Annotated in this window: 21 protein-coding genes; 6 read left to right on the top strand and 15 right to left on the bottom strand. The window is 32.2% G+C overall.

Translation table 11 applies throughout. The features are described 5' to 3' along the window. Window positions 1–109 precede the first annotated feature (109 nt). The 3 genes from purL to H526_RS0105485 all read right to left on the bottom strand — a co-directional run bounded on the left by purL (window position 110) and on the right by H526_RS0105485 (window position 6,978). Window positions 110–3,775 carry a phosphoribosylformylglycinamidine synthase gene (gene purL, locus H526_RS0105495; RefSeq protein ID WP_027392069.1) on the bottom strand — a complete coding sequence of 1,222 codons (3,666 nt, stop codon included), beginning with the start codon at window positions 3,773–3,775 and terminating at the stop codon, window positions 110–112. Window positions 3,776–3,931: 156 nt separating this feature from the next. Further along, a complete protein-coding gene (locus tag H526_RS0105490) occupies window positions 3,932–5,749 on the bottom strand; it encodes an endonuclease (RefSeq protein WP_027392068.1) in 1,818 nt (605 codons plus the stop codon). Between the two features lie 20 nt (window positions 5,750–5,769). Further along, window positions 5,770–6,978: an RsmB/NOP family class I SAM-dependent RNA methyltransferase gene (locus H526_RS0105485; protein WP_027392067.1), complete on the bottom strand. Its 1,209-nt coding sequence runs from the start codon at window positions 6,976–6,978 to the stop codon at window positions 5,770–5,772. A gap of 76 nt (window positions 6,979–7,054) precedes the next feature. On the opposite strand from H526_RS0105485, the gene H526_RS0105480 reads away from it, so the two are divergent. Next, a complete protein-coding gene (locus tag H526_RS0105480; RefSeq protein ID WP_027392066.1) occupies window positions 7,055–8,134 on the top strand; it encodes a sialidase family protein in 1,080 nt (359 codons plus the stop codon). A 40-nt stretch (window positions 8,135–8,174) separates the two neighbouring features. On the opposite strand, the gene H526_RS0105475 is transcribed toward H526_RS0105480, so the two are convergent. The 9 genes from H526_RS0105475 to H526_RS0105435 all read right to left on the bottom strand — a co-directional run bounded on the left by H526_RS0105475 (window position 8,175) and on the right by H526_RS0105435 (window position 17,296). After that, window positions 8,175–8,618, bottom strand: coding sequence for a hypothetical protein (locus H526_RS0105475; RefSeq protein ID WP_035084715.1), 444 nt, complete (start codon window positions 8,616–8,618; stop codon window positions 8,175–8,177). Window positions 8,619–8,628: 10 nt separating this feature from the next. After that, window positions 8,629–9,270, bottom strand: coding sequence for a hypothetical protein (locus H526_RS0105470; RefSeq protein WP_027392064.1), 642 nt, complete (start codon window positions 9,268–9,270; stop codon window positions 8,629–8,631). Window positions 9,271–9,301: 31 nt separating this feature from the next. Then, on the bottom strand, window positions 9,302–9,841 hold the full coding sequence (locus H526_RS0105465; RefSeq protein ID WP_425387465.1) for an RNA polymerase sigma factor: 540 nt from the start codon (window positions 9,839–9,841) through the stop codon (window positions 9,302–9,304). 978 nt (window positions 9,842–10,819) lie between these two features. Continuing rightward, entirely contained in the window at window positions 10,820–12,646 is a 1,827-nt protein-coding gene (locus H526_RS0105460; RefSeq protein WP_027392062.1) for an ABC transporter ATP-binding protein, read from the bottom strand. Between the two features lie 31 nt (window positions 12,647–12,677). Continuing rightward, complete coding sequence (locus H526_RS0105455; protein ID WP_027392061.1) at window positions 12,678–14,405, bottom strand: phospho-sugar mutase; 1,728 nt, start codon at window positions 14,403–14,405, stop codon at window positions 12,678–12,680. A 143-nt stretch (window positions 14,406–14,548) separates the two neighbouring features. Next, window positions 14,549–15,496, bottom strand: a complete 948-nt coding sequence (locus H526_RS0105450) for a glycosyltransferase family 2 protein (protein WP_027392060.1) — start codon at window positions 15,494–15,496, stop codon at window positions 14,549–14,551. Window position 15,497: 1 nt separating this feature from the next. Next, complete coding sequence (locus H526_RS0105445) at window positions 15,498–16,007, bottom strand: DUF4199 domain-containing protein (RefSeq protein WP_027392059.1); 510 nt, start codon at window positions 16,005–16,007, stop codon at window positions 15,498–15,500. A 119-nt stretch (window positions 16,008–16,126) separates the two neighbouring features. After that, entirely contained in the window at window positions 16,127–16,654 is a 528-nt protein-coding gene (locus H526_RS0105440) for a DUF4199 domain-containing protein (protein WP_027392058.1), read from the bottom strand. A 114-nt stretch (window positions 16,655–16,768) separates the two neighbouring features. Continuing rightward, complete coding sequence (locus H526_RS0105435) at window positions 16,769–17,296, bottom strand: DUF4199 domain-containing protein (RefSeq protein ID WP_162144476.1); 528 nt, start codon at window positions 17,294–17,296, stop codon at window positions 16,769–16,771. 233 nt (window positions 17,297–17,529) lie between these two features. On the opposite strand from H526_RS0105435, the gene H526_RS0105430 reads away from it, so the two are divergent. From H526_RS0105430 to H526_RS0105420, 3 genes are all read left to right on the top strand, one after another. Next, a complete protein-coding gene (locus H526_RS0105430; RefSeq protein ID WP_027392056.1) occupies window positions 17,530–18,015 on the top strand; it encodes a hypothetical protein in 486 nt (161 codons plus the stop codon). An 82-nt stretch (window positions 18,016–18,097) separates the two neighbouring features. Further along, window positions 18,098–18,349, top strand: coding sequence for a type B 50S ribosomal protein L31 (locus H526_RS0105425; RefSeq protein ID WP_027392055.1), 252 nt, complete (start codon window positions 18,098–18,100; stop codon window positions 18,347–18,349). 107 nt (window positions 18,350–18,456) lie between these two features. Further along, a complete protein-coding gene (locus H526_RS0105420; protein WP_027392054.1) occupies window positions 18,457–19,635 on the top strand; it encodes a GlmU family protein in 1,179 nt (392 codons plus the stop codon). Between the two features lie 109 nt (window positions 19,636–19,744). On the opposite strand, the gene H526_RS0105415 is transcribed toward H526_RS0105420, so the two are convergent. Continuing rightward, window positions 19,745–20,827: a hypothetical protein gene (locus H526_RS0105415; RefSeq protein ID WP_027392053.1), complete on the bottom strand. Its 1,083-nt coding sequence runs from the start codon at window positions 20,825–20,827 to the stop codon at window positions 19,745–19,747. Window positions 20,828–20,942: 115 nt separating this feature from the next. Then, entirely contained in the window at window positions 20,943–22,568 is a 1,626-nt protein-coding gene (locus H526_RS0105410; RefSeq protein ID WP_245591186.1) for an ABC transporter substrate-binding protein, read from the bottom strand. Between the two features lie 137 nt (window positions 22,569–22,705). Between H526_RS0105410 and mtaB the strand changes: the two genes are divergently transcribed. Further along, window positions 22,706–24,019 (top strand): tRNA (N(6)-L-threonylcarbamoyladenosine(37)-C(2))-methylthiotransferase MtaB, encoded by a 1,314-nt coding sequence (gene mtaB / locus H526_RS0105405; RefSeq protein WP_027392051.1) that lies wholly within the window; start codon window positions 22,706–22,708, stop codon window positions 24,017–24,019. 141 nt (window positions 24,020–24,160) lie between these two features. Here mtaB and H526_RS0105400 read toward each other — a convergent pair whose 3' ends face one another. Further along, window positions 24,161–24,463, bottom strand: a complete 303-nt coding sequence (locus H526_RS0105400; RefSeq protein WP_027392050.1) for an N-acetyltransferase — start codon at window positions 24,461–24,463, stop codon at window positions 24,161–24,163. 294 nt (window positions 24,464–24,757) lie between these two features. Between H526_RS0105400 and H526_RS0105395 the strand changes: the two genes are divergently transcribed. Then, window positions 24,758–25,417, top strand: coding sequence for an alpha/beta hydrolase (locus H526_RS0105395; protein ID WP_035084552.1), 660 nt, complete (start codon window positions 24,758–24,760; stop codon window positions 25,415–25,417). Window positions 25,418–25,470: the final 53 nt, after the last annotated feature.

Genomic DNA, 25,470 nt, shown 5'->3' with positions numbered 1-25,470 from the left:
TCTTCAATCGTAATATTCCATTGATCAATCTAACTAGTATAGATATATAACAGTTAGACTATAATAAACCCTAAACAGATTAAACTAATAATGTACTGAATTCGTATAACTATTGATTTTTAATCCACTTTCTAGCATTTACGAAAGCTTCTATCCATGGTGATACTTCATCCTGTCTTCCTTCGGGATAATTTGCCCAATTCCATTGAAATGTAGAACGTTCTATATGTGGCATCATTACTAAATGACGTCCAGATGTGTCGCACATCATAGCAGTGTTATAATCTGACCCGTTAGGATTTGCAGGGTATCCTTCATACCCATATTTAGCAACAATGTTATATTGATCCTCAGAAAGAGGAAGGTTAAATTTCCCTTCACCATGAGAAATCCATACTCCTAATGTGCTTCCTGCTAATGTGGATAACATAATCGAATTGTTTTCTTGTATTTTAACAGAAGTAAAATTGCTTTCGTGTTTATGAGAATTATTATGATGCATTTTCCCATGCTCGCTATGCTCAGGATTGATTACTTCTAATTCCATAAATAATTGACACCCATTACAAATCCCTACGGATAAGGTATCTTCTCTTTTGAAAAAGTTTTTGAGTGCAGTATTTGCCTTTTCGTTATAAAGAAAAGCGCCGGCCCAACCTTTTGCGGAACCTAAAACATCACTGTTAGAAAATCCACCTACAGCTCCAATAAATTGGATGTCTTCTAATGTTTCTCGACCAGATATTAGGTCAGTCATATGAACATCTTTAACATCGAAACCTGCTAAATACATAGCATTTGCCATTTCACGCTCAGAATTACTTCCTTTTTCACGGATGATAGCAGCTTTAGGTCTTGGTTGATCATTAGTAATTACTGGAAGCTGTCCTGTAAAATGTTTAGGGAAACTATATTGTAAAGCTTGATTTTCAAAATTTTCAAAACGATCTTTTGCTAGATTATTGGCAGTTTGCTTTTGATCTAATAAATAGGATGTCTTGAACCAAGTTTTTCTAAGTTTTTCGATATCAAAATTGTAAGAATCATCTACATTTTTAATTTCTAATGAACCTTTATTGGTTACTGTACCAATATTGAAAAACTGGATGTTATTCTGAGAAAGTACGGTCTCTATATTACAATTATTAGCACTTTGGAATACAATACCAGCGTTTTCAGCAAATAGTAACTTGATAGTATCTTGTTCTCCAAGTTTAGAAAGGTCTAAGGTTGCTCCCAGATTAATATCTGCAAAACATAATTCAAGTAGTGTAGTAATTAACCCTCCAGAAGCAATGTCGTGTCCAGCAACTATTTTATTTTCTCTTATTAGTTGTTGGATAGTATTAAAAGTGTTTTTAAAACTTTGAGCATCCTTAATATTAGGAGCTTTAGAACCAATTTTATTTGTTATTTGTGAAAAAGATGAACCACCTAATTCATAATTGTCTTGTGATAAATTGATATAATAGATATCTCCACCATTTTTTTGAAGAACTGGCTCTATCACTTTAGTAATATCATTACAATTGGCAGCTGCAGAAATAATTACAGTACCCGGAGAGATTACTTCTTCATTAGGATATTTTTGCTTCATCGAAAGAGAATCTTTACCAGTAGGCACGTTGATTCCTAAATCAATAGCAAAATCGGAAATTGCTTTTACTGCTTTATACAATCTGGCATCTTCACCTTCATTTTTACAGGGCCACATCCAGTTTGCCGATAGAGAAATAGATTGTAATCCATCTTTAAGTGGAGCCCAAACGATATTGGTTAAAGCTTCTGCGATAGAATTTTTGCTTCCCGCTTCGGGATTAATAAGTCCAGAAATAGGGGAGTGTCCAATAGATGTAGCGATACCTTCTTTAGAGGTGTAATCTAAAGCCATTACTCCACAATTATTAAGTGGTAATTGTAAGGGTCCAGCACATTGTTGTTTGGCAACTTTTCCACCTACACAACGGTCTACTTTGTTTGTTAGCCAATCTTTACAAGCAACAGCTTCTAACTGCAATACTTGTTCTAGATAGTCATGAATATTTTCTTTTTGATAAGATATCTCCTTATAATTACGATCAATTGTTTTGTCATTCATGATCGTTTTAGGAGAACTACCGAACATATCTTCTAGTGCAAGATCCATTGGTTTATCACCTTTGGTTTTTGATTGAAAAGTAAAACGATCATCACCTGTAACATCACCTACTTGATACATTGGAGAACGTTCACGATCAGCTATACGTTCTAAAGTGTCAATATCTTTTTGCCCAATGACTAATCCCATACGCTCCTGAGATTCATTACCAATAATTTCTTTTGCAGAAAGGGTAGGATCTCCAACAGGTAATTTATCAAGATCAATTTTTCCTCCTGTTTCTTCTACTAATTCAGAAAGACAATTTAAATGACCTCCAGCTCCATGATCATGAATAGAAACAATAGTATTTGTATCACTTTCTACCATACCTCTAATAGCGTTGGCAGCACGTTTTTGCATTTCTGGATTAGAACGTTGGATTGCATTTAATTCGATTCCACTACTAAATTCCCCAGTATCTGCAGAAGATACTGCAGCTCCACCCATACCAATTCGATAATTTTCTCCACCAAGAATAACGATTTTATCACCAGTTTCAGGTTTGTCCTTTAGTGCTTGTTCGTTCTTACCATATCCGATACCACCAGCTTGCATAATAACTTTGTCAAAACCTAATTTACGAGCATCTTCTTCGTGTTCAAAAGTTAATATAGATCCAGTAATTAAGGGTTGCCCAAATTTGTTACCAAAATCTGAAGCTCCATTAGAAGCTTTGATTAAAATATCTACTGGAGTTTGATATAACCATTTTCTTTCTTCGACCGACTGTTCCCAAGGACGATTTTCTTCTAATCGAGAATAGGAGGTCATATATACAGCAGTTCCCGCTAGCGGTAAAGAACCTTTTCCACCTGCAAGACGATCTCTAATTTCTCCACCAGAACCTGTAGCAGCGCCATTAAATGGTTCTACTGTAGTAGGGAAATTGTGTGTTTCAGCTTTAAGTGAGATTACACTTTCGTAAGGTGTTTCTTGATAAAAGTCTGGTTTGTCAGCACTTTTTGGCGCAAATTGAGTAACCTTAGGACCTTTTATAAAAGCTACATTATCTTTGTATGCAGAAACAATATCATTAGGATTTGTTTCTGAAGTTTTCTTTATCAATTTAAAAAGAGAGGTTGGCTGTTCTTCTCCATCGATGATAAAAGTACCGTTGAATATTTTGTGTCTACAGTGTTCTGAATTTACCTGAGAGAAACCAAAGACTTCCGAATCTGTAAGTTTTCTTCCGATTTTTTTAGAAACTTCTTCTAAATACACTACTTCTTCTGCGCTTAATGCTAAACCTTCTGCTTTATTATATACATCGATATCATCAATTTCTAGAATGGCTTCAGGCTCAATATCAATGGTATAAATATCTTGGTTTAAATTAGAATACTTTTGCGAAAGCATAGGGTCAAAATCAGTGTAATTTTCAGTAACCGCTTCGAACTCTTCAATTCTGATAATTCCCGATATCCCCATATTTTGAGTGATTTCCACTGCGTTGGTACTCCATGGAGTTATCATAGCGGCCCGTGGACCAACAAAAAAAGCGTCAATAGACGCCGTTGAGATTTTAGGTTGGTTGCCAAATAACCATACTAATTTTTTGATGTTTTCTGTTGAGATTTCGTCAGTGGTTTGTACTGCAAATACTTTCTCATTTTGGTTTCCGAAGAAGTGGATCATGCTCCCAGACTTTGTGTTGTTTTTAATAAGCTGCAAATTTACTACTTTTCTTAAGAAAGTATTGTATAAAACTTTATCGTAATGATAGAGTTATTCACTAAATTTTAAACAACGATTAAAAATAAAAAAAAGCGGCTTTTCTAGCCGCTTTTCGTTTTATCGTATGATTACCTTTTTGGTAATACTTCTTTTAGAAGAAATAATTTCTAAGAGCAGCACACCTTGAGGTAAATTATTTAATTGAATGGTTTCGTCAATATTCTTTTTAGAGACTATTCGCTTACCAGTAATATCATAAACATTTACTTCATTATTTACACTATTTGAAATGTCTATCGTCAGTCTTCTATCTAAAGAAGGGTTTGGATATACCGTTATAAGGTTATCCAGATCAAGATCATCCACCCCTAATGTTGGATCATAGCAGGTCCAGGATAAATCATCAATAATTACTCGGTCACTAGTTGTAGCTTTATCAGTAAAAGAAACTATAATATTTCCAGTTACATTGATGTTATTAATAGTAGTCGTTTCTTGAACATCGCTATAAGGTATTGTTCCCACTTCAGTTCCGTTAACTCTAATGGTAAATGTTCCTGTACCACCACTAAAGGCTCTTAGCGTAGTAACAGTAAGTGATCCAATTCCTCCAGAAATTGAAGAAGAAGTTAGTTCACCATTTCTAATAGTAATTGCACTTGCAGTTAATGTCTGGTCTGTTCTGGCATCCGTAGCGGTCCATTCTCCTCCGTCATCACCAGTCCAAGTACGTTCGGAATATGAACTAGAAGCGGCTCCAATATTACCAAACGTTTCTGTAGCACAAGCAGTTCCGCCAGTTCCTCCAGTTAATGTGGTTCCGTTCACAGGAGCACTTTGAGAGGATTCGTTTCCTGCAGCATCTTTTGCCAATACTGTAAAAGCATATGTTGTTTCCGAACTTAAACCACCTACTGTGGTGGTTGTAGAAGAAACAGATTTATTAAAAACACTATTTACATATATATCATACTCAGTTACGGCTATATTATCTGTAGAAGCTGTCCAAGACAAGTCGATACTATTAGAAGTTTCATTAGATACCATTATGTTAGTAGGTGATGTTGGAGCTTCTGAATCAATTACAGTACTCCATATCATTTCTACGTATTCTGGGTGATCAATAAATGGATTTCTGTTACTCTGTCTTCCAAAAATTGCATTATTTCTGTCGATTTCTCTTGTTGATACAGGATCTTGATTATGCCAAGTTATAAGAATGTTTAAAAAGGTTTGATCAAAAACTTGATCACTTGTTCCATTAAACATGGTATATGAATAACCAGCTACGTCATCTTCATAGCGAGTGGCAAAGTAAAAATGCATTCTGGCAATATCTCCTTTAAACTCATCTATTGGCTCAAAAACGGTAGCTGCATATCCTGCTGAATATCCTGAATTTACATTATTCCCTCTTTTAGAACCATTTGTGGTAGTTAAGTTAGCTGTTTCCACTCTTCCAAATGGTAAACTACCACGAGCACCATTTACGAATTTGTCAGAAGGAACCACAAAATGAGCATCTGAACGTTGAGGAGTTACTTGATTAAAAACAGATTGTGGTATTATATGTTCTCTATTGTAAAATTCTCCTTCTGAAGTTCCTCCAGATCCAGGGTCTTGATCTGTAAAGTGAGTATATTCGTAATCATCAGCTCCTGTCGGGTTTTCTGAGTACATATCTAGTACACTTCCGTTATTTTCATAATATGAGTCAGAATCTGACGCTACATATGTAGTGTACAGCCCGCTATATCCGGGATCTGTTGATTGAAACTCTGGAGATAATCCATCATTATCACTATCAATAATATTTTTTAATTGTGTTTTTAGCGTATATCCTGATCCAGTAGCAGAATTATAATATCCGGTAGGAACTTGACTATATCCTATATAAAATGTACAAAGTGCAATAAGAAGTAGTTTTGTTTTCATTGTTTGTTACGTAAGTTGAGTTATTTTCTTTCTAGCAATGCCATGTAAAATCCATCATATCCAGATTCTGAAGAAAGCACTTTTTTATCTTTTATAAAAGTAAAACCTTTTCCTATTTCTTTAGTTAAGAAAGCTTTAACTTGATCTTGATTTTCAGAAGGAAGTATGGAGCAAGTTGCATATACCAGCTTTCCACCTGGTTTAACCATTTTAGAATAACTTTCTAAAATCTGTGATTGAGTTTGTTTAATTTTATCTAGAAACTCTGGTTGCAATTTCCATTTAGCATCTGGATTTCTACTTAAAACACCTAATCCACTACAGGGAGCATCGATTAAAACGCGATCTGCTTTGGCACGTAGTTTCTTGATATCTTTAGAACTCTCTATAGTTCTTGGCTCTATATTATGAGCACCTGCTCTTCTTGCTCTTCTTTTAAGTTCTTTTAACTTATTGCCATAGATATCCATGGCAATTATTTGCCCTTTATTTTCCATTAAAGCAGCCAGGTGTAGTGTTTTTCCTCCTGCTCCGGCACAAGTGTCTACTACTCGTTGACCAGGTTTTACATCTAAGAAATCGGCTACCAATTGAGAAGAAGCGTCCTGTACCTCGAAGAATCCCTTTTTAAAAGCTTCTGTAGAAAAGACATTAGCTCTTTCTGTGAGCTGAAGCGCTGATGAATATCCTTTTATAAATTCGGTATCTATATTTTCATCTTCAAGGATACTTCTAAGTTTATCTCTAGATATTTTTAATGCATTAGTTCTAAGTACTACAGGTGCTTGTTCATTTAAAGCAGCAATTTCCTTTTCCCATTTTTTTCCAAGCTCTTTTTCGCCTAATTCATCCATCCAATCAGGAATAGATTCTCTAAACTTGCGAATTTGACTTAATTCGTCGAAACGACCTTTGATACGTCTTGTTGGTGTAGGAACAATCTGTTTCCAATCGGGTAAAGTAATTCCTCTAAGTGTCGCCCAAACCGCAAAAATCCTCCAAAGATTTTCTCTTGAAAATGGTTCCGAAACATCAGCAATCTCTGCATAAAGACGTTTCCATCGTACAATGTCATAAACGGTTTCTGCAACAAAACTTCTGTCGCGAGAACCCCATCTTTTGTCTCGTTTTAGTAATTTCTGAACTACCTTATCCGCATAAGCTTCTTCATTAAAAATTTCATTGAGTCCATCAATTACAGCAAAGACCAGATTTCTATGTAAACGCATCCTTTATTTTTTTAAGGTTTGCAAAGGTAATCCTTTGCTTTAGAATAGTGTTATATTTGGTTTAAAAATATTGGGTATGAGATTTTTACTGTCACTAATTGTTGTAATATCTCTTTTTAGTTGTAGTACTGAAAAGCGTATGATCATTAAACATGATTTTTCTGCGGTAACAGTAATGCCTTTTTATAATGATACAGTAAGCATAAGAGCTATCGAAATAAGTGATGATCAATTAATGTTTGCTGGAAGTAATGGAATATATGGAACTTTTGATATTGATGAGAAATTTAATATAAATAATAAGAAAATTGACATCTTAGGTTTTGAAGGAAAGAAAAATCAATTTAGAGCTATTGCACAAACCAAAACGAACTTTTTTGTATTGAGTATTGAATCGCCAGCGCTATTGTACCAAGTAAATAAGGAAAGTAGAGAGGTGAAATTGGTTTATAAAGAACATCATGATAAAGTATTTTATGATGCTATGGTGTTTTGGGATGATACTGAAGGAATTGCCATGGGAGATCCAACAGACGGATGTTTATCTGTTATAATTACCAGAGATGGAGGCGAAACTTGGAGCAAACTTTCTTGCGATGTATTACCCAATACAGCAGAAGGTGAGGCTGCGTTTGCGGCTAGTAATGGAAATATAAGAATAATAGGTAATGATGTTTGGATTGTATCTGGAGGGATAAAATCCAGAGTGTTTTATTCATCAGATAGAGGTAATAGTTGGGATGTTTCTACAACCCCTATACTTCAGGGAACCGAGACTTCGGGAGCTTATTCATTGGATTTTTATGATAAAAGTAATGGAATAATTTTCGGAGGAGATTATACAAAACCAGAAGTAAACAAAAAAAACAAAGCCATTACCAATGATGGAGGTAAGAATTGGAATTTAATTGCTGATGGAGTGGGAGCCGGATATAAGAGTTGTGTACGTTATGTACCTAATAGTGGAGGAAAAGAAATTGTAGCGGTTGGCTTTACAGGAATATCTATTTCAAGTGATTCGGGAAACACTTGGAAAGATATTAGTAAAGAAAGCTTTTATACAATTCGTTTTATAAATGATAGTATTGCAGTTGCTGCTGGAAAAAATAGGATGGCAAAATTAATTTTTAAAACAAAAAAAGTAAATGATCAATAGGCTTCATTTACTTTTTGTACAATATAGGTAAGATCTATTATTACTTTCCTTGCCGCCTATTACGTAATTGTTTTAATAGACGTTTATTGAAATCCATTTCTGCTTTTACCAGTTTTAGGATTTTTTTATGCGGAATCACTTGTCTTAAATCTGAAATTAGTTTTTTACGAGTAAGGAATTTTTTTTCTTCTGCTTTAATGTAGTTGTTTAAAAATTCTTCTGATTCTTTTTCACTTAAGTTTTCGAAACCATTTGCCTCTTTTATTGCTTTAATTGACTTACGCTCCTTTCTTTTGAACCCTTCCATAGTCTCCTCATGCTCATTATAAATAGGCCAAAATTGTTGTGCTTCCTTGCTGCTCAAGTCTAGTTGTTCCGTTATGTAAGCTATTTTTAAAGCTTTTACTTTTCCTCTAGGTCCTCTTTGACCAAAAGAGAAGTTAATAGTAAAAACGATAATAAATAGTAGTAATATCTTTTTCATGTGCTCTTTTTTATTCAACATATATAATTTCATCCTCTAATTCTTCATCTGATAAATAGTTTTCTAATTCTTCATCAGTAATATCTTCGTCACTAAATGTATTCGTTAGGTTAATTTCTTCGTCTAATAATTCTGCAATTTCAGAATCACTAAATTCTGCATTTCCTTCATCGAAATATTCTTGAATATCTACTATATCAACAGAATCAAAACTAAAAGAATCTTGTCCTTTATTTATTGATATAGAAATTATAATAGCTATCATAGCAGCTATACCAGAGATATATAAAATGTTTTTCCGAGATAAAAGTGATATTATTTTAGATTCTTGATTGGTATTTATTGTTTTTTGTAGAATAGTGTTCTCTACATTTTCAAAGTATTTGTCAGGAGCGCTTAATCCTGTTTTGATACTACCAGCAAGTATAGAGGATTCCTGATTCTCAGAATTTACGTTTTTAAATATATCGCGCTCAAGCTTATCAAAATAGTTTTCTGGAACTTTTAAACCAGAGTTAGCTTTATTGGGGAGTGCAGAATTGACTTGATCATCTTTAGAAATTTTTTCAAAAAGTTTCTCTTCGAAATTCTCGAAATAATCACTGGGAACTTTAAATCCTCCTTTTTTGTTATGTAAATTATTTTTTTTCACTATATCTAGGACGCTGTAAATGTAAAAAGGTTTAATTAGTTTTTAAATATTCTTCAATTTTTTTAGACGCTAGATGGTAAGAAGCTTTTAGAGCTCCCTCGCTAGTTTCCAAGATTTCAGAGATTTCTTTATATTTTAATTCTTGAAAATATTTCATATTGAATACTTGTTGTTGTTTTTGAGGTAATAATGCTATTGCTTTTTGTAGCTTAAGTTGGATTTCATCTCCTTCAAAATATACATCGGCTTCTAAGTTTTCAATAAGTTGTTTTTGTAGTTCTTCATTACTAATATTATACTTTTTTGCTTTTTGGTTCAAGAAGGTGATTGATTCATTGGTTGCAATTCTATACATCCAAGAATATAGTTTACTATCCCCTTTAAATTTTGAAATGTTCTTATATACTTTTATAAAGACATTTTGTAGGATATCATCGGTGTCGTCATGATTTTTGACCATATTTCTTATGTGCCAGTATAACCGTTGCTTATACATAGATACAAGCTTAGTAAAGGCATTATTTATGTCTTTATCTGTTTGTAATGCTATAAGTAAGTCCTCTTCTTGAATATTCAATAGTAAATAATGATTTAAGTAATGATTAGTATACGCTAGTTTACTATTAGACTAAAATAACAAAAAAAGGTTTAATATGATGTTGAATTATTTTATTTGTAAGAATTTGTAGGAATAATTATATTATTTAGGTTAAAACAATATATTTTTTAGACAAAATACACAATAAATTTGTTTTATTAAAAAAATGTATTATCTTTACATTGTAATTTAGAAAAGATACTTTCACATTTTTTAAATGTAGAGTTCAAAAAAATAATTTTAGTTTTTATTTTATATTAAGCCCCTATATTAAGATGATTTGTTTCAATTAAAAGAGTGTTTCCGCACTCTTTTTTTTGTTTTCATTGTTTCTTTAGTTTCTTATTTTTTTATTATTAAAGTAAGAAAAATACTACTTTATTGTTGTTTTTGATTTAATTTTTGTGTTTTAATACATTTTTTATAGATAAAAAACACATAAAGTTTGCGAGTTTAAAAAATTATAATATCTTTACATTGTAAATAAGAGTTAACGCTTTCATTTTCCCCAAGATGAAAGATTTTAATAAAAGTGAGTTTTAATTTTAGATTAAGCCCCTAAATTAAGATGATTTGTGTGAAGAAAAAGAGCGTGGAGACGCTCTTTTTTGTTTATACGCATATTTGCCTTCATATACTATAATTAAATAATAAGTATTTGATAAGTAACAAAAAAGTAGGTTTTTACTGACTTTTTAATTGTTTTATGTGTTTTTAAATGTTAAAAAGCATATTTTTACAGATAAAATACATTTTTTGTTTGCGTTATACAAAAATAGTTCTATCTTTACACTGTGAAAATGAGTTAGTACTTTCATTTCCCCCAAAATGAAGGTTTTTATAAAAGTGAGTTTTAATTTTAGATTAAGCCCCTAAATTAAGATGATTTGTGTGAAGAAAAAGAGCGTGGAGACGCTCTTTTTTGTTTATATGTATTTGATAATCTGAATTTTAATTATCAAATGATTGCATGGTAACTAGTTTTTGGTATGCACCATTTTTAGCAATAAGTTCTTCGTGAGTACCTTGTTCTACAATACGTCCTTTTTGCATTACAACGATTAAATCAGAATTTTGTATAGTTGATAGCCTATGTGCTATTACAATACTTGTTCTATTTTTCATCATATTTTCTAAGGCAGATTGAACTAAACGTTCACTTTCTGTATCTAATGCTGAGGTAGCTTCATCCAGAATCATTATGGGCGGATTTTTAAGTACTGCTCTTGCAATAGAAAGCCTTTGTTTCTGCCCACCACTCAGTTTATCACCACTATCGCCAATAACGGAATTAAGTCCTTCTGGTTTTTCTTTTACAAATTCCCAAGCATTAGCAACTTTTAGAGCATTAATAATCTCTTCATCGGTCGCATCTTCTTTACCAATTAGTAAATTATTTTTAATAGTATCATGAAATAAAATAGAGTCCTGAGTAACTAAGCCCATTAATCCTCTAAGAGAATTTTTGGTAATATCTTTAATATCAGTACCATCAATTTTTATAGCTCCCTTGTTTACATCATAAAATCGGGTCACTAAGTTTGCTATAGTAGATTTACCACTACCTGATTGACCAACTAAGGCTACTGATTTTCCTTTTGGGACAGTAAGGTTAAAATCGTTTAAAACATATTCTTCTTCATATTTAAATGAAATATTTTCTAGCTTTATATCAGTAGTAAAGTCGTTTTTAGTTGTAGCTTCTGTTTTATCTTTTAATGGAGATTCTGTATTAAGAATTTCTAATACACGTTCTGCTGCCGCATTTCCTCTTTTTACACCATAACTTGCTTTAGAAATAGCTTTGGCAGGAGTTAGAATGTTATATGCAAGTCCCATATAGACAATAAAAAGACCTGGATCTAATGATTTTTCAACGAGTACCATTTGACCACCATACCATAATAGTATAGCTATTACAGTAATTCCTAAAAATTCGCTTGTAGGCGATGCTAGGTTTTGCCTATTTAATAGTGAATTCGAAAAATTGTAAAACCTTAATGTAGATTCTTGAAACTTTTTCCCAAAAATATTCTCGGCATTAAACCCTTTAATAACTTTTAATCCTCCTAACGTTTCTTCTACTATGGATAGAAAGTACCCTTGCTCTTTCTGAACTTTATCAGAGTGTTTTTTAAGTTTTTTTCCGATTAAGGAAATTAAAAAACCTGAAACTGGAATAAAAATAAAAACAAATATCGTTAGCTTCACACTAATTAATAACATCGCACATATAGTGAATATAATCATTAGCGGTTCTCTTACTATCAATTCTAATATTGATAAAAAGGAATGTTGAATCTCCAATACGTCTGTAGAAATTCTGGCGATAGTGTCTCCTTTTCTTTTTTCTGAAAAGTAGGAAAGAGGAAGGTCTATTGTTTTTTGATATAATTCATTTCGAATATCTTTTAATACTCCATTTCTTAAAAACGTAATGAAATACATAGCTAAATAGCTAAAGATATTTTTCATGAAAAACATAGTAATGACTAATACAACCATAAATAGGAGTACATCATCATTTCCTTGTTCTGCTTTTTGAGTAACAAAATAGTTAAGATAACTTTCCGCGTATTCTCTAATGTTTAAAATACCATTCCATTCAGGCTCTTGACTAACTCTTTTAGTCTGGTCAAAAAGAACATTTAACATTGGGAATAAAGATACCATTGCAAGTGTTCCAAATAGCGCATAGAAAATATTTGATATGATATTTAATATTGCATATATTTTATAAGGTTTCGCAAAGCGAAGGATTTGTTTAAAGTAATTCATTAATTATTTTAGAAACGGTAATAACCGTCATTTAAGTTAATTGTAAATCTTTTTTGATTGCTGCTATTTTAGTATTCAGTTTTTGTTCCACAGTATCAAAAGCTGACAAATCGTCAATAGATTCTTGTACACTCATATAGAACTTGATTTTTGGCTCGGTTCCACTTGGTCTTGCAGCTATTTTGCTTCCTGCTTCAGTGTAAAAAATCAATACATTAGATTTTGGGATTTCCATCGAATGTTCAGTTTTATCTAAAGTATTTGTTGCTATGCTTGTTTGATAATCTTCAATTAATACAATCTTTTCTTCAGCGATCTCGGTAGGAGGATTGTTTCTTAAATCGATCATTGTTTGCTTGATTTCCTCAGCTCCTTTTATTCCTTTTTTTACAAGAGAAACAAGGTTTTCTTTGTAAAAGCCGTGATCAACATATAGGTTTAATAGCTCTTTATAAAATGAACTTCCATGAGATTTTGTGTACGCAACAATCTCACAGGCCAGAAGGGTAGAGGTAACGGCATCTTTATCTCTAACGAAGTCACCTACCATAAAACCAAAGCTCTCTTCACCACCACCAATAAAATGTTTGTCAGGGAAGTCTTTAATAAGTTTAGCGATCCATTTAAAACCAGTAAGTACTTCTTTGTATTCTACCTCATATGCTGCTGCAAGGTTTTTCATCATTGGAGTGGATACGATAGTAGAGGCAATAAATTCGTTTCCTTTTATTCCTTTTGATTTATAATGTTTTAATAAAAACCAAGTCATTACAATCATGGTTTGATTTCCGTTAAGTAATTGTAATTCTCCGTTAGTATTTCTAACAGCAATCCCTAGTCGGTCGCAATCTGGATCTGTTCCGATTACAATATCGGCATTCACTTTTTCGGCAAGTGCTGTTGCCATTGCAAGTGCTTCTGGCTCTTCTGGATTTGGAGATTTTACAGTTGGGAAATTACCATCAGGTACTTCCTGTTCTTTTACAATATGTACATTGCTGTATCCTGCCTTCTTCAAAGTTTCAGGAACCGCAGTGATGGATGTGCCATGTAGTGAGGTAAATACAATGGTCGTATTATCTTTTGCTTCTTGTGTAGCAGCAAAACTTCCATTCTTTACACTATTCTCTATAAAAGGAGTATCAATTTCTTTATCTATTTTTTTTATAAGTTCTGTATTTGCATCAAACTTAATATCAGCATAATTCAGAGTGTTTATTTCGGCAATGATTTCGCCATCTTGTGGTGGTACTAATTGTCCTCCATCTTGCCAGTATACTTTGTATCCATTATACTCAGGAGGGTTATGACTAGCAGTTAGTACGATTCCACAATGGCATCCTAATTCTTTTACAGCGTACGAAAGTTCTGGTGTTGGTCGCAAACTAGAAAATAGATAAACTTGTATGCCATTAGCAGAAAATACATCGGCTACTAATTGTGCCAGTGTATCACTATTATTTCTACAATCGTATGCGATTACTGCCTTTGCTTGTTCACCATGGAATTGTTTCTGTAAATAATTACTCAACCCTTGTGTACTTTTTCCTAAGGTGTATTTATTTATGCGATTTGTTCCTACTCCCATAATACCTCGCATACCACCAGTTCCAAACTCTAAGTCTTTGTAAAAACTCTCCTTTAATACATCAGAGTCTTGTTGTTGTAGTTTTACAATTTCTTCTTGCGTTTGTTTGTCAAAAACAGGTGATAACCATTCTTCAACTCTAGTGTGGATTAAGGATTCTGAAACTTGCATTTGTTTAGGTTTTGTTGATAAAAGTATTATTTAATTTTGTTAGAAAATTCCTGTAAAAAGGAAGATCCACGTTAAATTTAAGTTATTTAATAATCTAATGATAAAAGGGGTGTTCGTTTATATTTTTATTATACAATAGAGGGTTATAAATGTATTTTTTCAGAAATATGATATCGTTCTTTATCACGTTTGCTGGTTAACATAATTTCTCCTAGAAAGCCAGCTAAGAAAAACTGCGTTCCTAGTATCATCGATGTCAAAGCGATATAAAATTCTGGTCGCGAGGCTATCAATCTTCCTGTTTTTTCTATAAAGAGTTTATCTATCCCTAAATATAATGAAAAACAGAACCCTATTATAAAAAGAATTGTACCAATCAGACCAAAGAAATGCATAGGTCGTTTTCCAAAACGTGACATAAACCAAATGGTGATCAAATCTAAGAACCCATTTACGAAACGGTTCATCCCGAATTTAGTTTTACCATATTTTCTCGCTTGATGTAAAACAACTTTTTCGCCGATCTTATTAAATCCTGCATTTTTTGCTAATACAGGTATGTAACGATGCATTTCTCCATGAACATCTACCTGCTTAACTACTTGATTTTTATATGCTTTTAATCCGCAATTAAAATCGTGCAACTTTAAACCAGATGTTTTTCTTGCAGCTGCATTAAAAAGTTTAGAGGGTAAATTTTTAGCAATTACAGAATCATATCGTTTCTTTTTCCAACCAGATATTAAATCGTATCCATCTTTAATGATCATATCATACATCTCCGGAATCTCCTCTGGATTATCTTGTAGATCTGCGTCCATAGTAATGATTACATCACCTTGCGCTTCTGCAAAACCAGCATGTAACGCTTGCGATTTACCATAATTCTTAAGGAATTGTATTCCCTTTACATTTTGATCTTGTTTTGATAGAGAGGTAATAGTATCCCACGATTTATCGGTACTACCATCATCAATAAAAAGAATTTCATACGTATATTGCTTGGATTGCATAACTTTTACAATCCAATTATAAAGTTCGGTAAGTGATTCTTGCTCGTTAAGCAATGGTATGACTACAGAAATATCCATACTATGATGATGCTACTTTAGTTTTAAAAACAGAACCTGCAATTAATGATATCACAGCTCCAATAAATATGAACCATATGGTATACATGATTACACCGATATAGGATTTACTACTATCTTGGTTTTCTAAATTTTGTTTTACCTGATCCAATTGCTCGGGAGTAAACTGTTCTGTAAAACGTAATGTCATATTAGTTTGAAAATCAGGATCTATATAAACATCATATATATATGCCATAGAACAGTAACATAAGCCAACTATACCCATTATTATAATCCCAACTTTTAATGCATCAGTAATATTTAATACACTTTTATGTGTTTTATACTTTTTGATTACATATATAATGATAACAATCTCCAATATCAACGCGATCAAAAAAGTAAGATAATATAAGATGGGAGATATGTTTAATATTCTTGATAGGTAATCCAACGCTACTCTAGCGATACCGGTGGATATAGCTATGGTAATAATATAAGTAAGAAAATTTTTATGAGAAACCCCCATTGATAATTTAGTAAAATGATTTGGTTGACAAATATAGGTATTCCATTTATAGAAAATTACATAAAAAAATTGGATTGCCGTTTAGGCAATCCAATTGTATTTTTTACTTTATGTGTGTTCTAGTATAAAGGTTCTTTCTTTTTTATTGCTAAAGAAGCTAATAATCCAATAATGATATATATAAGCATTCCCCAGAACCAACCTTTTATTTGATTAACAAGGCTAAATTGATTTTCTTCTTGCATTTTTGCTACCGCTTTCTCAATTTCTGATTCTGGTGTTCCGAATTTTTCCATGAAACCAACAGTAGATTCTATAATTTGTTCGTTAATAGCCGTGGCTGCATCTGGATCAACTGCAACATATATTAAAATAGTAATAACTGTACTAATTAATGTTCCTATGGCAACGGTTATTAAATAAGAAGTAAATGCTTTTTTGAAGTCTATAAAACCTCCTAGTAACTTTCTGCTTTTTACTGCAGATACGATACCGAATACAATAATCATAACAGATATACCAATTCCGGCCATCCAATTAGTATACATTCCTTGATATACAGTATAGGCAAGAACAGTTACAAGTGATAGGACTACTCCTAAAATCACCCCAAGAGATATCGCATTAGATTTAACAGATTTTTCCATAATTATATAGTTTTGGTTATTTAGATATAACACATAAGTACACAAATTTACGAATTTGTTACATTTTGCTCAGAAAAATATTAATATGTATGTATAATTTAGTGTGGAGCTGGTTTACTTAAAAGGATCTCTTTTTTTTCTTATTACAAGTCCAACGATTAGTGATAGGAAAAATCCAATAAAGAAATTTTCGACAATTGCTATCCCGATTAATACTAGAGGAGAAGTAAACTTTTGGGTAATGGCTATTTTTCTGTCAATATTTTCTTGAGTCAAATCTTTAGAAACCTCTGCAATTCGTTTAATTTGTTTGTTTTCTAGTTGAGTAATTATTTCAGGATCAATTACTTGCATTAACATTATTTTCCAAAGAATAGCAATTAATCCTCCTAGCATCGTTATTCCAATTCCAATTTTTAAGGCTTCCTTTAGACTAATGAATTCATTTTTCTTTTTGTAAGCTATTAAGCCTAACATATTACTAAAAACGATTATTAAAAAAAGAATTAAGTAATGAAAAAGATTTTGATTAGTATAATATCCAGTTAAATAGATAACAAGGCTAAAAATAACACTAATAACTCCTAAAAAAGCACCATATTTTAGGATATATGTTTTTATAGGAATACTCTTACTCTTCATTGTTTTATTTTGGGTTGTTAAACTGTTTTCTCCCATCAAATATACTAAAATGTTAATAACAAGAGAGTTGTTTTTTACTTTTTAGATCAAAAATTGATAAAAAAAGACTACATTTACGTTATATAATTACGGTTAAACCATCGTTTTTGTTGTTTTTTACAAGTCAAAGATAATAAAAGTAGAAATGTAGTTTAGCTGTTTTTTTAGCTTTTTAACTCCCAAAATTTAATAATATGAAAACAAAATTACTTTACGTAGCTAGTTTTATGCTTGTTTTATTTACATCTTGTTCAGTAGAAGAAAATAATCAATTATCAGATCAAGAAAAAGATCTTAAAGTAAAAAGTTTGGTAAAAACTTTTGCTGAAGAAGTTCAACCTTCTGCTAGCTATAAAAAAATTATAGAAGAGATAAAATTAAGATCCAAAAACTCTTCTGGATATACGGAAGAAGAGTTAGAACTTTTGGAACAAGAATTTCTAAGTCAACAAAGTGAGGATTTTGTTATGCTGTATCATTACGTAGTTAATTTAAATTTATCCGAAGAGGAATTGAGAACTTTTGTGATGGAATACTTTTCTTTAAAGAATGAAAAAAGTGTTCGAATGAAGAATGATGGTGATGATTGTGCATTTTCAAGTGCGGTGGGTTCATTATTCTTTGGTGTACTTTCTAGATTAATATGTGAAGTTCAAAATGAACAAAATGGAGATGATTAATTCAAATAAATTATTTTATTTAATCTTGCTATTTTATAAAAAATGTTTAAATTTGCACCTCGAAAATGATAATATAATATAAATGAGAAAAGATATTCACCCAGATAATTACAGACTAGTTGCCTTTAAGGATATGTCAAATGATGAGGTTTTTTTAACTAAATCTACTGCGAATACTAAAGAAACACTTGAAGTTGATGGTGTTGAGTATCCGTTAGTGAAATTAGAAATTTCAAGAACTTCTCATCCTTTCTATACAGGTAAATCAAAACTTATAGATACTGCAGGACGTATCGACAAGTTCAAAAACAAATATGCTAAATTCAAAAAGTAATTTAGTACATAACGATTTTAAGAAGCCTTTCTTTTCAGAAAGGCTTTTTTGTTTTTATACGTTACCGTATTTTTGATTCGCAATACAAATTTTTCACTTTTAGAGTTATGAATTATATTCTTTTTGATGGAGCTTCCAGACATTCACTTCTTCCTTTTACGTATACCAGACCTGTTGCTGATATTAGAATAGGAATTTTGACCATTCGAGAGAAATGGGAAAAATATTTAGGGTATGCTACTTCTACGATTACAGAGGATTATCTTAGTGAGAAATATCCAATGGTAGAATTAGAGGAGAACGTGATGATCAATGCTTCATTTCTTCCAACAGAAAATTTGGTAAGGATGGTTTCAAATTTAGAGTCAGATCAAGCTATTTTTTATGATGATGAGCCAATTGCTTTTTATGCAAAAGAAGATCAAGAGGTAGATTTTGATGTGTATGAAGTGATACAATATAATTACGATGTGTTTACGGTTAAATATACTTGGGATATTTTTTCTAAAAATGAACGGGCAATCAAAGAAGATTTTGATTTGTTGACTAAGGATAGAGAAAGTCAAGCGATACCAGAAAGTAATAATGTAATTGCACCAGAAAAAGTTTTTTTAGAAGAAGGTGCTAAATTAGAGTTTACTACGCTCAATGCTTCTGCAGGACCTATTTATATTGGTAAGGATGCAGAGATTATGGAGGGGAGTTTAATCAGAGGGCCTTTTGTGTTGTGTGATCATGCTACTGTAAAAATGGGCGCTAAAATATATGGAGGAACTACAATTGGCCCCCATTCTAAAATAGGAGGAGAGGTTAGTAATTCTGTGGTGTTTGGATATTCTAATAAAGGGCATGATGGTTTTATAGGGAATACAGTATTAGGGGAATGGTGTAATCTTGGTGCAGACACCAATACATCAAATCTTAAAAATAATTATGCTCCAGTGCGATTATGGAGTTATGAAACTGAAGGTTTTGCAAAAATAGGGTTACAATTTTGTGGATTAATGATGGGAGATCACTCTAAATGTGGTATTAATACAATGTTTAATACGGGAACTGTAGTAGGAGTAAATGCTAATGTATTCGGAAGTGGATTTCCACGTAATTTTGTGCCTAGTTATAGTTGGGGAGGAAGTAGTGGTTTTACTACGTATTTGACCAAAAAAGCTTTTGAAGTAGCAAAAGTAGTGATGTCTCGACGCAGTATTGAATTAACTGAAGAAGATCAGAAAATCTTAGAACATATTTTTGAAGAAACCAAAACGTGGCGTAAAAGTTATGAGTAATAAAATTTATTTTTTTTCTACAAAAAAAGGTAGTAATATTCTTTATTACTACCTTTCTTAAATTTGATTTTGCATATATGTTTTATAAACTATAGCATTTTTCTTATTCTTATTGCTTAGTAAAGAAAGACTTAATAGCCTCTTCTCCAGGATCATTTATGGTAAATGTAGTACCCGTTACCTCTTCAAGAGTAATAGAATATGCATCACCGTTTTCGTAATTTGTAGTCGTTCCGTCAATAGTTTCGTTAAAAACCACTAAAGTTAATAATGACTCTTCCTCATCATATGCCCAATATCCTGTAGCTGAATAGTTATATTCTTCTTCGTCTAAATAAGTTGCTTCGCAATTTTCTCTAGAATTGGTATAATCATAATCTCTACTTGTCTCCTTAAATGTCTCAGATAATGTACCATCAGTATTAAATGTAATTGTTGCTAGGTCAATTGTATAACAGTAAGCATCTTCAATAGTAAGGCTAGAATCATTTGTACAGTTAATTGTAGCAGAATCGCATGTTTCTTCACCTACAGTATCGGTATCTGTTTCTCCTTCATATGTGATTTCTTCTTTAGTAAGGTTCCAAGTACCAACTAAGTTAGGGTTTCCTCCCCACGCTTCAACTTCTACACATACTTCTACCGGTTGGCTAATGTTTCCATCAGTATCGTAAATACATATTAAGTAACAAAATTTACCTGGGCTAACAGTGTCTTCAAAATCTACATCAATATTAATTTCTTGATCATTTTGTTTAGAGATCTGTTTGCTTATGTGCTTACTAAATAGCCCTTTTCTTTTCTTTTCATTGGAAGTTACATTTGATCTACCAGGAATAGAAACATTCCAGTATTCATCAGCTGTTGTTCCGCCTTCGGATTGCACCTGGATATAAGCTCCTGCATAATTAGATGGTGCGTCAAAAGTAATATCGAAACCATTTTTCTGAAAACCAGATTGCGAAGTTTCGTCTAAGCTAAAAGGTAGTGTTCCAGTAGGTGTTGGTGCATTTCCAGAAACTTGCGTTCCGTTGTCAATGATAATACCTCCAGATACGTCATCAGGATTAAGAGAGATTTCTTCTGTTGGATCCGGAGTAACTGTTACGATTCCTGGGTTAGAGTCATCGTCACTACAAGATACTGCTGCTAGCATTAAGGATGCTAAGGCAAATACATAGGTTTTTTTCATAAGATTTTGGTTAAAATAATATTAATTGATGGCGAATATAGTAAAAAACATCGATTAAGTGTGTTTTTTAGTCGATAAAGTGTTTTGTTCTTCGTTTAGAGGAATTATAAAAGAGTTATTTTTCTTTCCAAACGCGTTTTAGAACTAAGAAATTTTGCGGATTATTGGTTAATCCTTTTACATTTTTCCGGGTAAAACGAACTACTTGATCGTAGTACAGAGGTACGATAGGAGCGTGGGCAATTACAATCGAATCCATTTTAGCGTAATACGCTTCCCGTATTTTTATATCCTTAATAGAAAAGCTTTCTTCATACAATCGATCAAAAGTTTCATTCTTAAAATGTGTGTAATTAGGACCGTTAGGTGTAAAATTCTTGCTATAGTATGGTGATAAGAAATTTTCGGCATCTGGGTAATCCGCAATCCAACTCGCTCTGAATACATCTAATTCTCCGCTCCATTTCTTTTTTCTGATGGTGGATGGCGGCATCACATCTACAATAATGTTAAGGCCAATCTTTTCTAGTTCACGTTGTATAAATTCACAAATACTTTGATAATTACTATCGGTTGCAATGCTAATGGTTGGGTTTTGGTTTCCGGTAAGTTTGATATATTCTTTAATGAGTTTACGAGATTTTTTTGGGTTATAGGTAAATCCCTTTTGATTATTAAAACCGGGTAAACCTTTTGGAATAAAACCATTCGTGGCAGGAGTTCCAACACCATTTTTTAGATACGTAATCATTTTTTCTCTGTCAAAACCATAGTTAATAGCTTTGCGTAGTAGTTCGGATTTTACTTCATCTTTATCTCCATCCAAGTAGAATCCAAGATACTCGGAGTTTAGATATGGTCCTTTGGATAAGTTTACTTGATCTTTATATTTATCTCTAAGTTTTCCACTTGGAGTTAATAATTCATCTTTGTAAGATGCATCCAGACTATTTAAGAAATCAATTTCTCCTTTCGCAAATTGTAAAAATTCTGTTTGCTTGTCTGGTAAAAATGTTACAGCTACAGCCTCTAAGTATGGTAATTGTTTCCCGTTCTTGTCTTTTTCAAAATATAGTTCATTACGACGTAAGACTAATTTAACGTTCTCTTCCCATAATTTAAATTTAAAAGGACCGGTGCCAATTGGATTCGCTCTGAAGTCACTTCCGTAAAATTCAACAATTTCTTTTGGAACTACTGAGCAATAGCGCATACTCATTAAACCCAAAAATGCTGGAAATGGCTTTTTTAATTGTATCCGGAATGTTGTGTCATTGACTGCTTTGTACGTGTCTACATTTTTTAAAACCCAGTTTCCGGGAGATGCTACTTTTGGATCATTTAATCTATCAAAACTGTATTTGAAATCATTAGCAGTTACGATTCTTGTACTATCTGTAGTTTTAAATTCAGCATGTTTATGAAACTTTACATCGTTTCTTAATGTGAAGGTGTAAATTAAATTGTCATCAGAAATTTTCCAGTTTTTGGCTATATCGGGTTGTATGTTTAAAGAATCATCAAGTTGAATTAAGCTATTAAATAATTGATTAGTAGGCCAAATAATAGATGGGTTACGAGCAAATGCTGGATCTAAGGTAAGTGTGTTAGAGTATTCATTATATCTAAATACTAGATGATCTTTGTTTTCTTCAGAAGGGGTTCCGCAAGAAAAGCACAGTGTGCAGAGGTAAACTATTGCTAAATAGTGAATTATATAAGTTGATTGGTTGATTTTCAATTTTAGTAAACGGATTATTGTTGGTATCTTTGACGGCTTTTAATTACGATACTAACGAAGGTCGGGATCTTTTGGTTAAAAACAAGTGTAAATATAAATAGATTTCTGTCTTTGCAGAAATGACTTCATAATTGTTGATGAGAAAGAAAGTAGCTTTTTATACCTTAGGTTGTAAACTGAATTTTTCGGAAACCTCTACTATAGCTAGAGATTTTACGAATGAGGGTTTTGATCGTGTAGATTTTTCTGAAAATGCCGATATCTATGTGATTAATACCTGTTCTGTAACAGAAAATGCTGATAAGAGATTTAAAACCATAGTAAAACAGGCTCAAAAAGTAAATCCAGATGCTTTTGTAGCTGCAGTTGGTTGTTATGCACAATTAAAGCCAGAAGAGTTGGCTGCGGTAGATGGAGTGGATTTGGTGTTAGGTGCTACCGAGAAGTTTAAAATTACTGATTATATTAATGACTTGTCTAAGAATGAGTTTGGAGAAGTTCATTCTTGTGAAATTGAGGAAGCAGATTTTTATGTTGGGAGTTATTCTATTGGTGATCGTACGAGAGCTTTTTTAAAAGTTCAGGATGGGTGTGATTATAAATGTACATATTGCACAATTCCATTAGCAAGAGGTATTTCTCGTAGTGATACATTAAATAATGTGTTGAAAAATGCAAAAGAGATTTCTGAAAAAGGTATTAAAGAAATAGTACTTACCGGAGTTAATATTGGTGATTATGGAAAAGGAGAGTTCGGTAATAAGAAGCACGAGCATACTTTTTATGAATTAGTACAAGCTCTTGATGAAGTAGATGGTATAGAAAGACTTCGTATTTCATCTATAGAACCTAATCTTTTAAAGAATGAGACGATTGATTTTGTGTCAAAATCACGAACATTTGTACCTCATTTTCATATTCCATTGCAGTCTGGTAGTGACGAGATATTAAAGTTAATGCGTCGCAGGTATTTAAGTGACTTGTATGTAGATCGCGTGCGAAAAATAAAAGAAGTGATGCCTCATGCGTGTATTGGAGTTGATGTGATTGTTGGTTTTCCTGGAGAAACAGATGATCATTTTTTAGATACTTATAATTTCTTATCCGAATTGGATATTTCTTATCTACATGTATTTACCTACTCCGAACGAGAGAATACAGTAGCGGCTTCGTTGGATAATGTGGTTCCGCAAGATGTAAGAAAGAAGAGAAGTAAAATGTTACGAGGTTTGTCTGTTAAAAAACGTAGAGCTTTTTATGAAAGTCAATTGAAAACAGAAAGAACTGTATTGTTTGAGTCAGAAAATAAAGAAGGATATATTCATGGATTTACAGAGAATTATGTAAAGGTAAAGATGCCTTGGAACCCTTCTTATGTAAATACATTATGTCCCGTACAGCTAACAGATATTGATGATGATGGTTTGGTGCGGTTTGAGTTTTTAAAGTAATACCGCTTTAAGGATTCAAAAGTATGTGTGATTGTTAGGCTGAAAACGAGTTGTTTTTTGTCTATACTAGATAAATTAGTACTAATAGAACATAAAAAAACCTGCTGAATAGCAGGTTTTTTTATGTTTCTAAAGATACTTCTATATGTTGATTCCAACAGGAAGTAAATCTTTGTATTTTCTTCTATTCTTTCGCATGAATTTTGCGATAATAGGGCTTGTAGGAACAAGTCTAATATTACGTTCTTCGATAATATTAAAAACAGCTACTATAAATTCTTCGGAATATCCCTTTTCCATTTGCTCCTCGCTCATCACGAGTTTAGTAAGGAATATTTTTCTCTCTTGTTGAGCATATTCGATCTTTGATTTTTGACCTTCAATAGTAGTTTCGAATTGTCTTAAAAATTCGTTGTCTACTATTTCTAATTCCACATCGCTCATGTTCTCCATATTTTTTTTAATTTACTATTGATAAAAATTAAAATGGGTTCTAAAACTCATAATTTTTCTTTGTCAGAAATCTGATAATAATTATAAAAAATTAAGATATTGTGTAGATTAAATTTTAGTATTCCTTACTTAGCCTAACTAAGATTTGTTAGTTAAAATTTTCCCTTTTACAATAATTTAATATCCTGTTTACTTTTTTCTGATAAAGTATTACTATAGTTTTGAGCTGCAAAGATAAGAAAATTAGAACTTTAAAACGTATAAACCATTGTTAAAATACCTAGTATGAAGGAAGTTACCCATGTTTATTTTGTTCCTGGTATGGCTGCAGACGTATCTATTTTTGAATATATAAATCTCTCAGAAGAAAAATATAAAACATATACCATTCCGTGGAAGATTCCCAAAAAAAATGAATCAATGGAGTCTTACGCAAAACGAATGTGTGAAGAAGTTGAACATAAGAAATGTGTACTTATTGGTGTTTCTTTTGGTGGTATTATGGTTCAAGAAATGAGTAAGTACCTTAATGTTAGTAAACTAGTTGTAATTTCTAGTGTTAAGACAAAACATGAACTCCCTAAGCGAATGCGATTAGTAAGAAAGACAAAAGCGTATAAATTGATGCCAACATCATTAGTTTCTAAAATAGATAATTGGGAGAAACTGGCGTTTGGTGATTTTGCAAAAAAGAGAGCTGCGATGTATCAAAAATATTTATCTGTAAATGACAAAACCTATTTGGATTGGGCAATCGAGAAGATAGTTTGTTGGGATCAAGAAGAGGTTATTGATGGAATTGTTCATATACATGGTAGTAAAGATATCGTTTTTCCGATCTCTTACATTGATAACTGTATAACTGTAGAAAAGGGAACTCATGTGATGATTATTAATAGAGCGCGTTGGTTTAACAAGCATCTTCCAGAAATAATTGAGAATTAATAGCCAATATTCCAATATTTTACATTATTTTGGAAACTTAAGAATTTATTCCC

The sequence above is a fragment of the Aquimarina latercula DSM 2041 genome, assembly GCF_000430645.1.
Classification (GTDB): domain Bacteria; phylum Bacteroidota; class Bacteroidia; order Flavobacteriales; family Flavobacteriaceae; genus Aquimarina; species Aquimarina latercula.
Note: the sequence above shows the minus strand (reverse complement) of the source record. Positions and strands in the feature narration are given on the sequence as shown.

Bases quoted from the DNA above. Each gene is read 5' to 3' on its own strand.
- purL (WP_027392069.1), bottom strand. From the start codon at position 3,775: ATGATCCACTTCTTCGGAAACCAAAATGAGAAAGTATTTGCAGTACAA.
- H526_RS0105490 (WP_027392068.1), bottom strand. From the start codon at position 5,749: ATGAAAACAAAACTACTTCTTATTGCACTTTGTACATTTTATATAGGA.
- H526_RS0105485 (WP_027392067.1), bottom strand. From the start codon at position 6,978: ATGCGTTTACATAGAAATCTGGTCTTTGCTGTAATTGATGGACTCAAT.
- H526_RS0105480 (WP_027392066.1), top strand. From the start codon at position 7,055: ATGAGATTTTTACTGTCACTAATTGTTGTAATATCTCTTTTTAGTTGT.
- H526_RS0105475 (WP_035084715.1), bottom strand. From the start codon at position 8,618: ATGAAAAAGATATTACTACTATTTATTATCGTTTTTACTATTAACTTC.
- H526_RS0105460 (WP_027392062.1), bottom strand. From the start codon at position 12,646: ATGAATTACTTTAAACAAATCCTTCGCTTTGCGAAACCTTATAAAATA.
- H526_RS0105455 (WP_027392061.1), bottom strand. From the start codon at position 14,405: ATGCAAGTTTCAGAATCCTTAATCCACACTAGAGTTGAAGAATGGTTA.
- H526_RS0105450 (WP_027392060.1), bottom strand. From the start codon at position 15,496: ATGGATATTTCTGTAGTCATACCATTGCTTAACGAGCAAGAATCACTT.
- H526_RS0105445 (WP_027392059.1), bottom strand. From the start codon at position 16,007: ATGGGGGTTTCTCATAAAAATTTTCTTACTTATATTATTACCATAGCT.
- H526_RS0105440 (WP_027392058.1), bottom strand. From the start codon at position 16,654: ATGGAAAAATCTGTTAAATCTAATGCGATATCTCTTGGGGTGATTTTA.
- H526_RS0105435 (WP_162144476.1), bottom strand. From the start codon at position 17,296: ATGAAGAGTAAGAGTATTCCTATAAAAACATATATCCTAAAATATGGT.
- H526_RS0105430 (WP_027392056.1), top strand. From the start codon at position 17,530: ATGAAAACAAAATTACTTTACGTAGCTAGTTTTATGCTTGTTTTATTT.
- H526_RS0105425 (WP_027392055.1), top strand. From the start codon at position 18,098: ATGAGAAAAGATATTCACCCAGATAATTACAGACTAGTTGCCTTTAAG.
- H526_RS0105420 (WP_027392054.1), top strand. From the start codon at position 18,457: ATGAATTATATTCTTTTTGATGGAGCTTCCAGACATTCACTTCTTCCT.
- H526_RS0105415 (WP_027392053.1), bottom strand. From the start codon at position 20,827: ATGAAAAAAACCTATGTATTTGCCTTAGCATCCTTAATGCTAGCAGCA.
- mtaB (WP_027392051.1), top strand. From the start codon at position 22,706: ATGAGAAAGAAAGTAGCTTTTTATACCTTAGGTTGTAAACTGAATTTT.
- H526_RS0105400 (WP_027392050.1), bottom strand. From the start codon at position 24,463: ATGAGCGATGTGGAATTAGAAATAGTAGACAACGAATTTTTAAGACAA.
- H526_RS0105395 (WP_035084552.1), top strand. From the start codon at position 24,758: ATGAAGGAAGTTACCCATGTTTATTTTGTTCCTGGTATGGCTGCAGAC.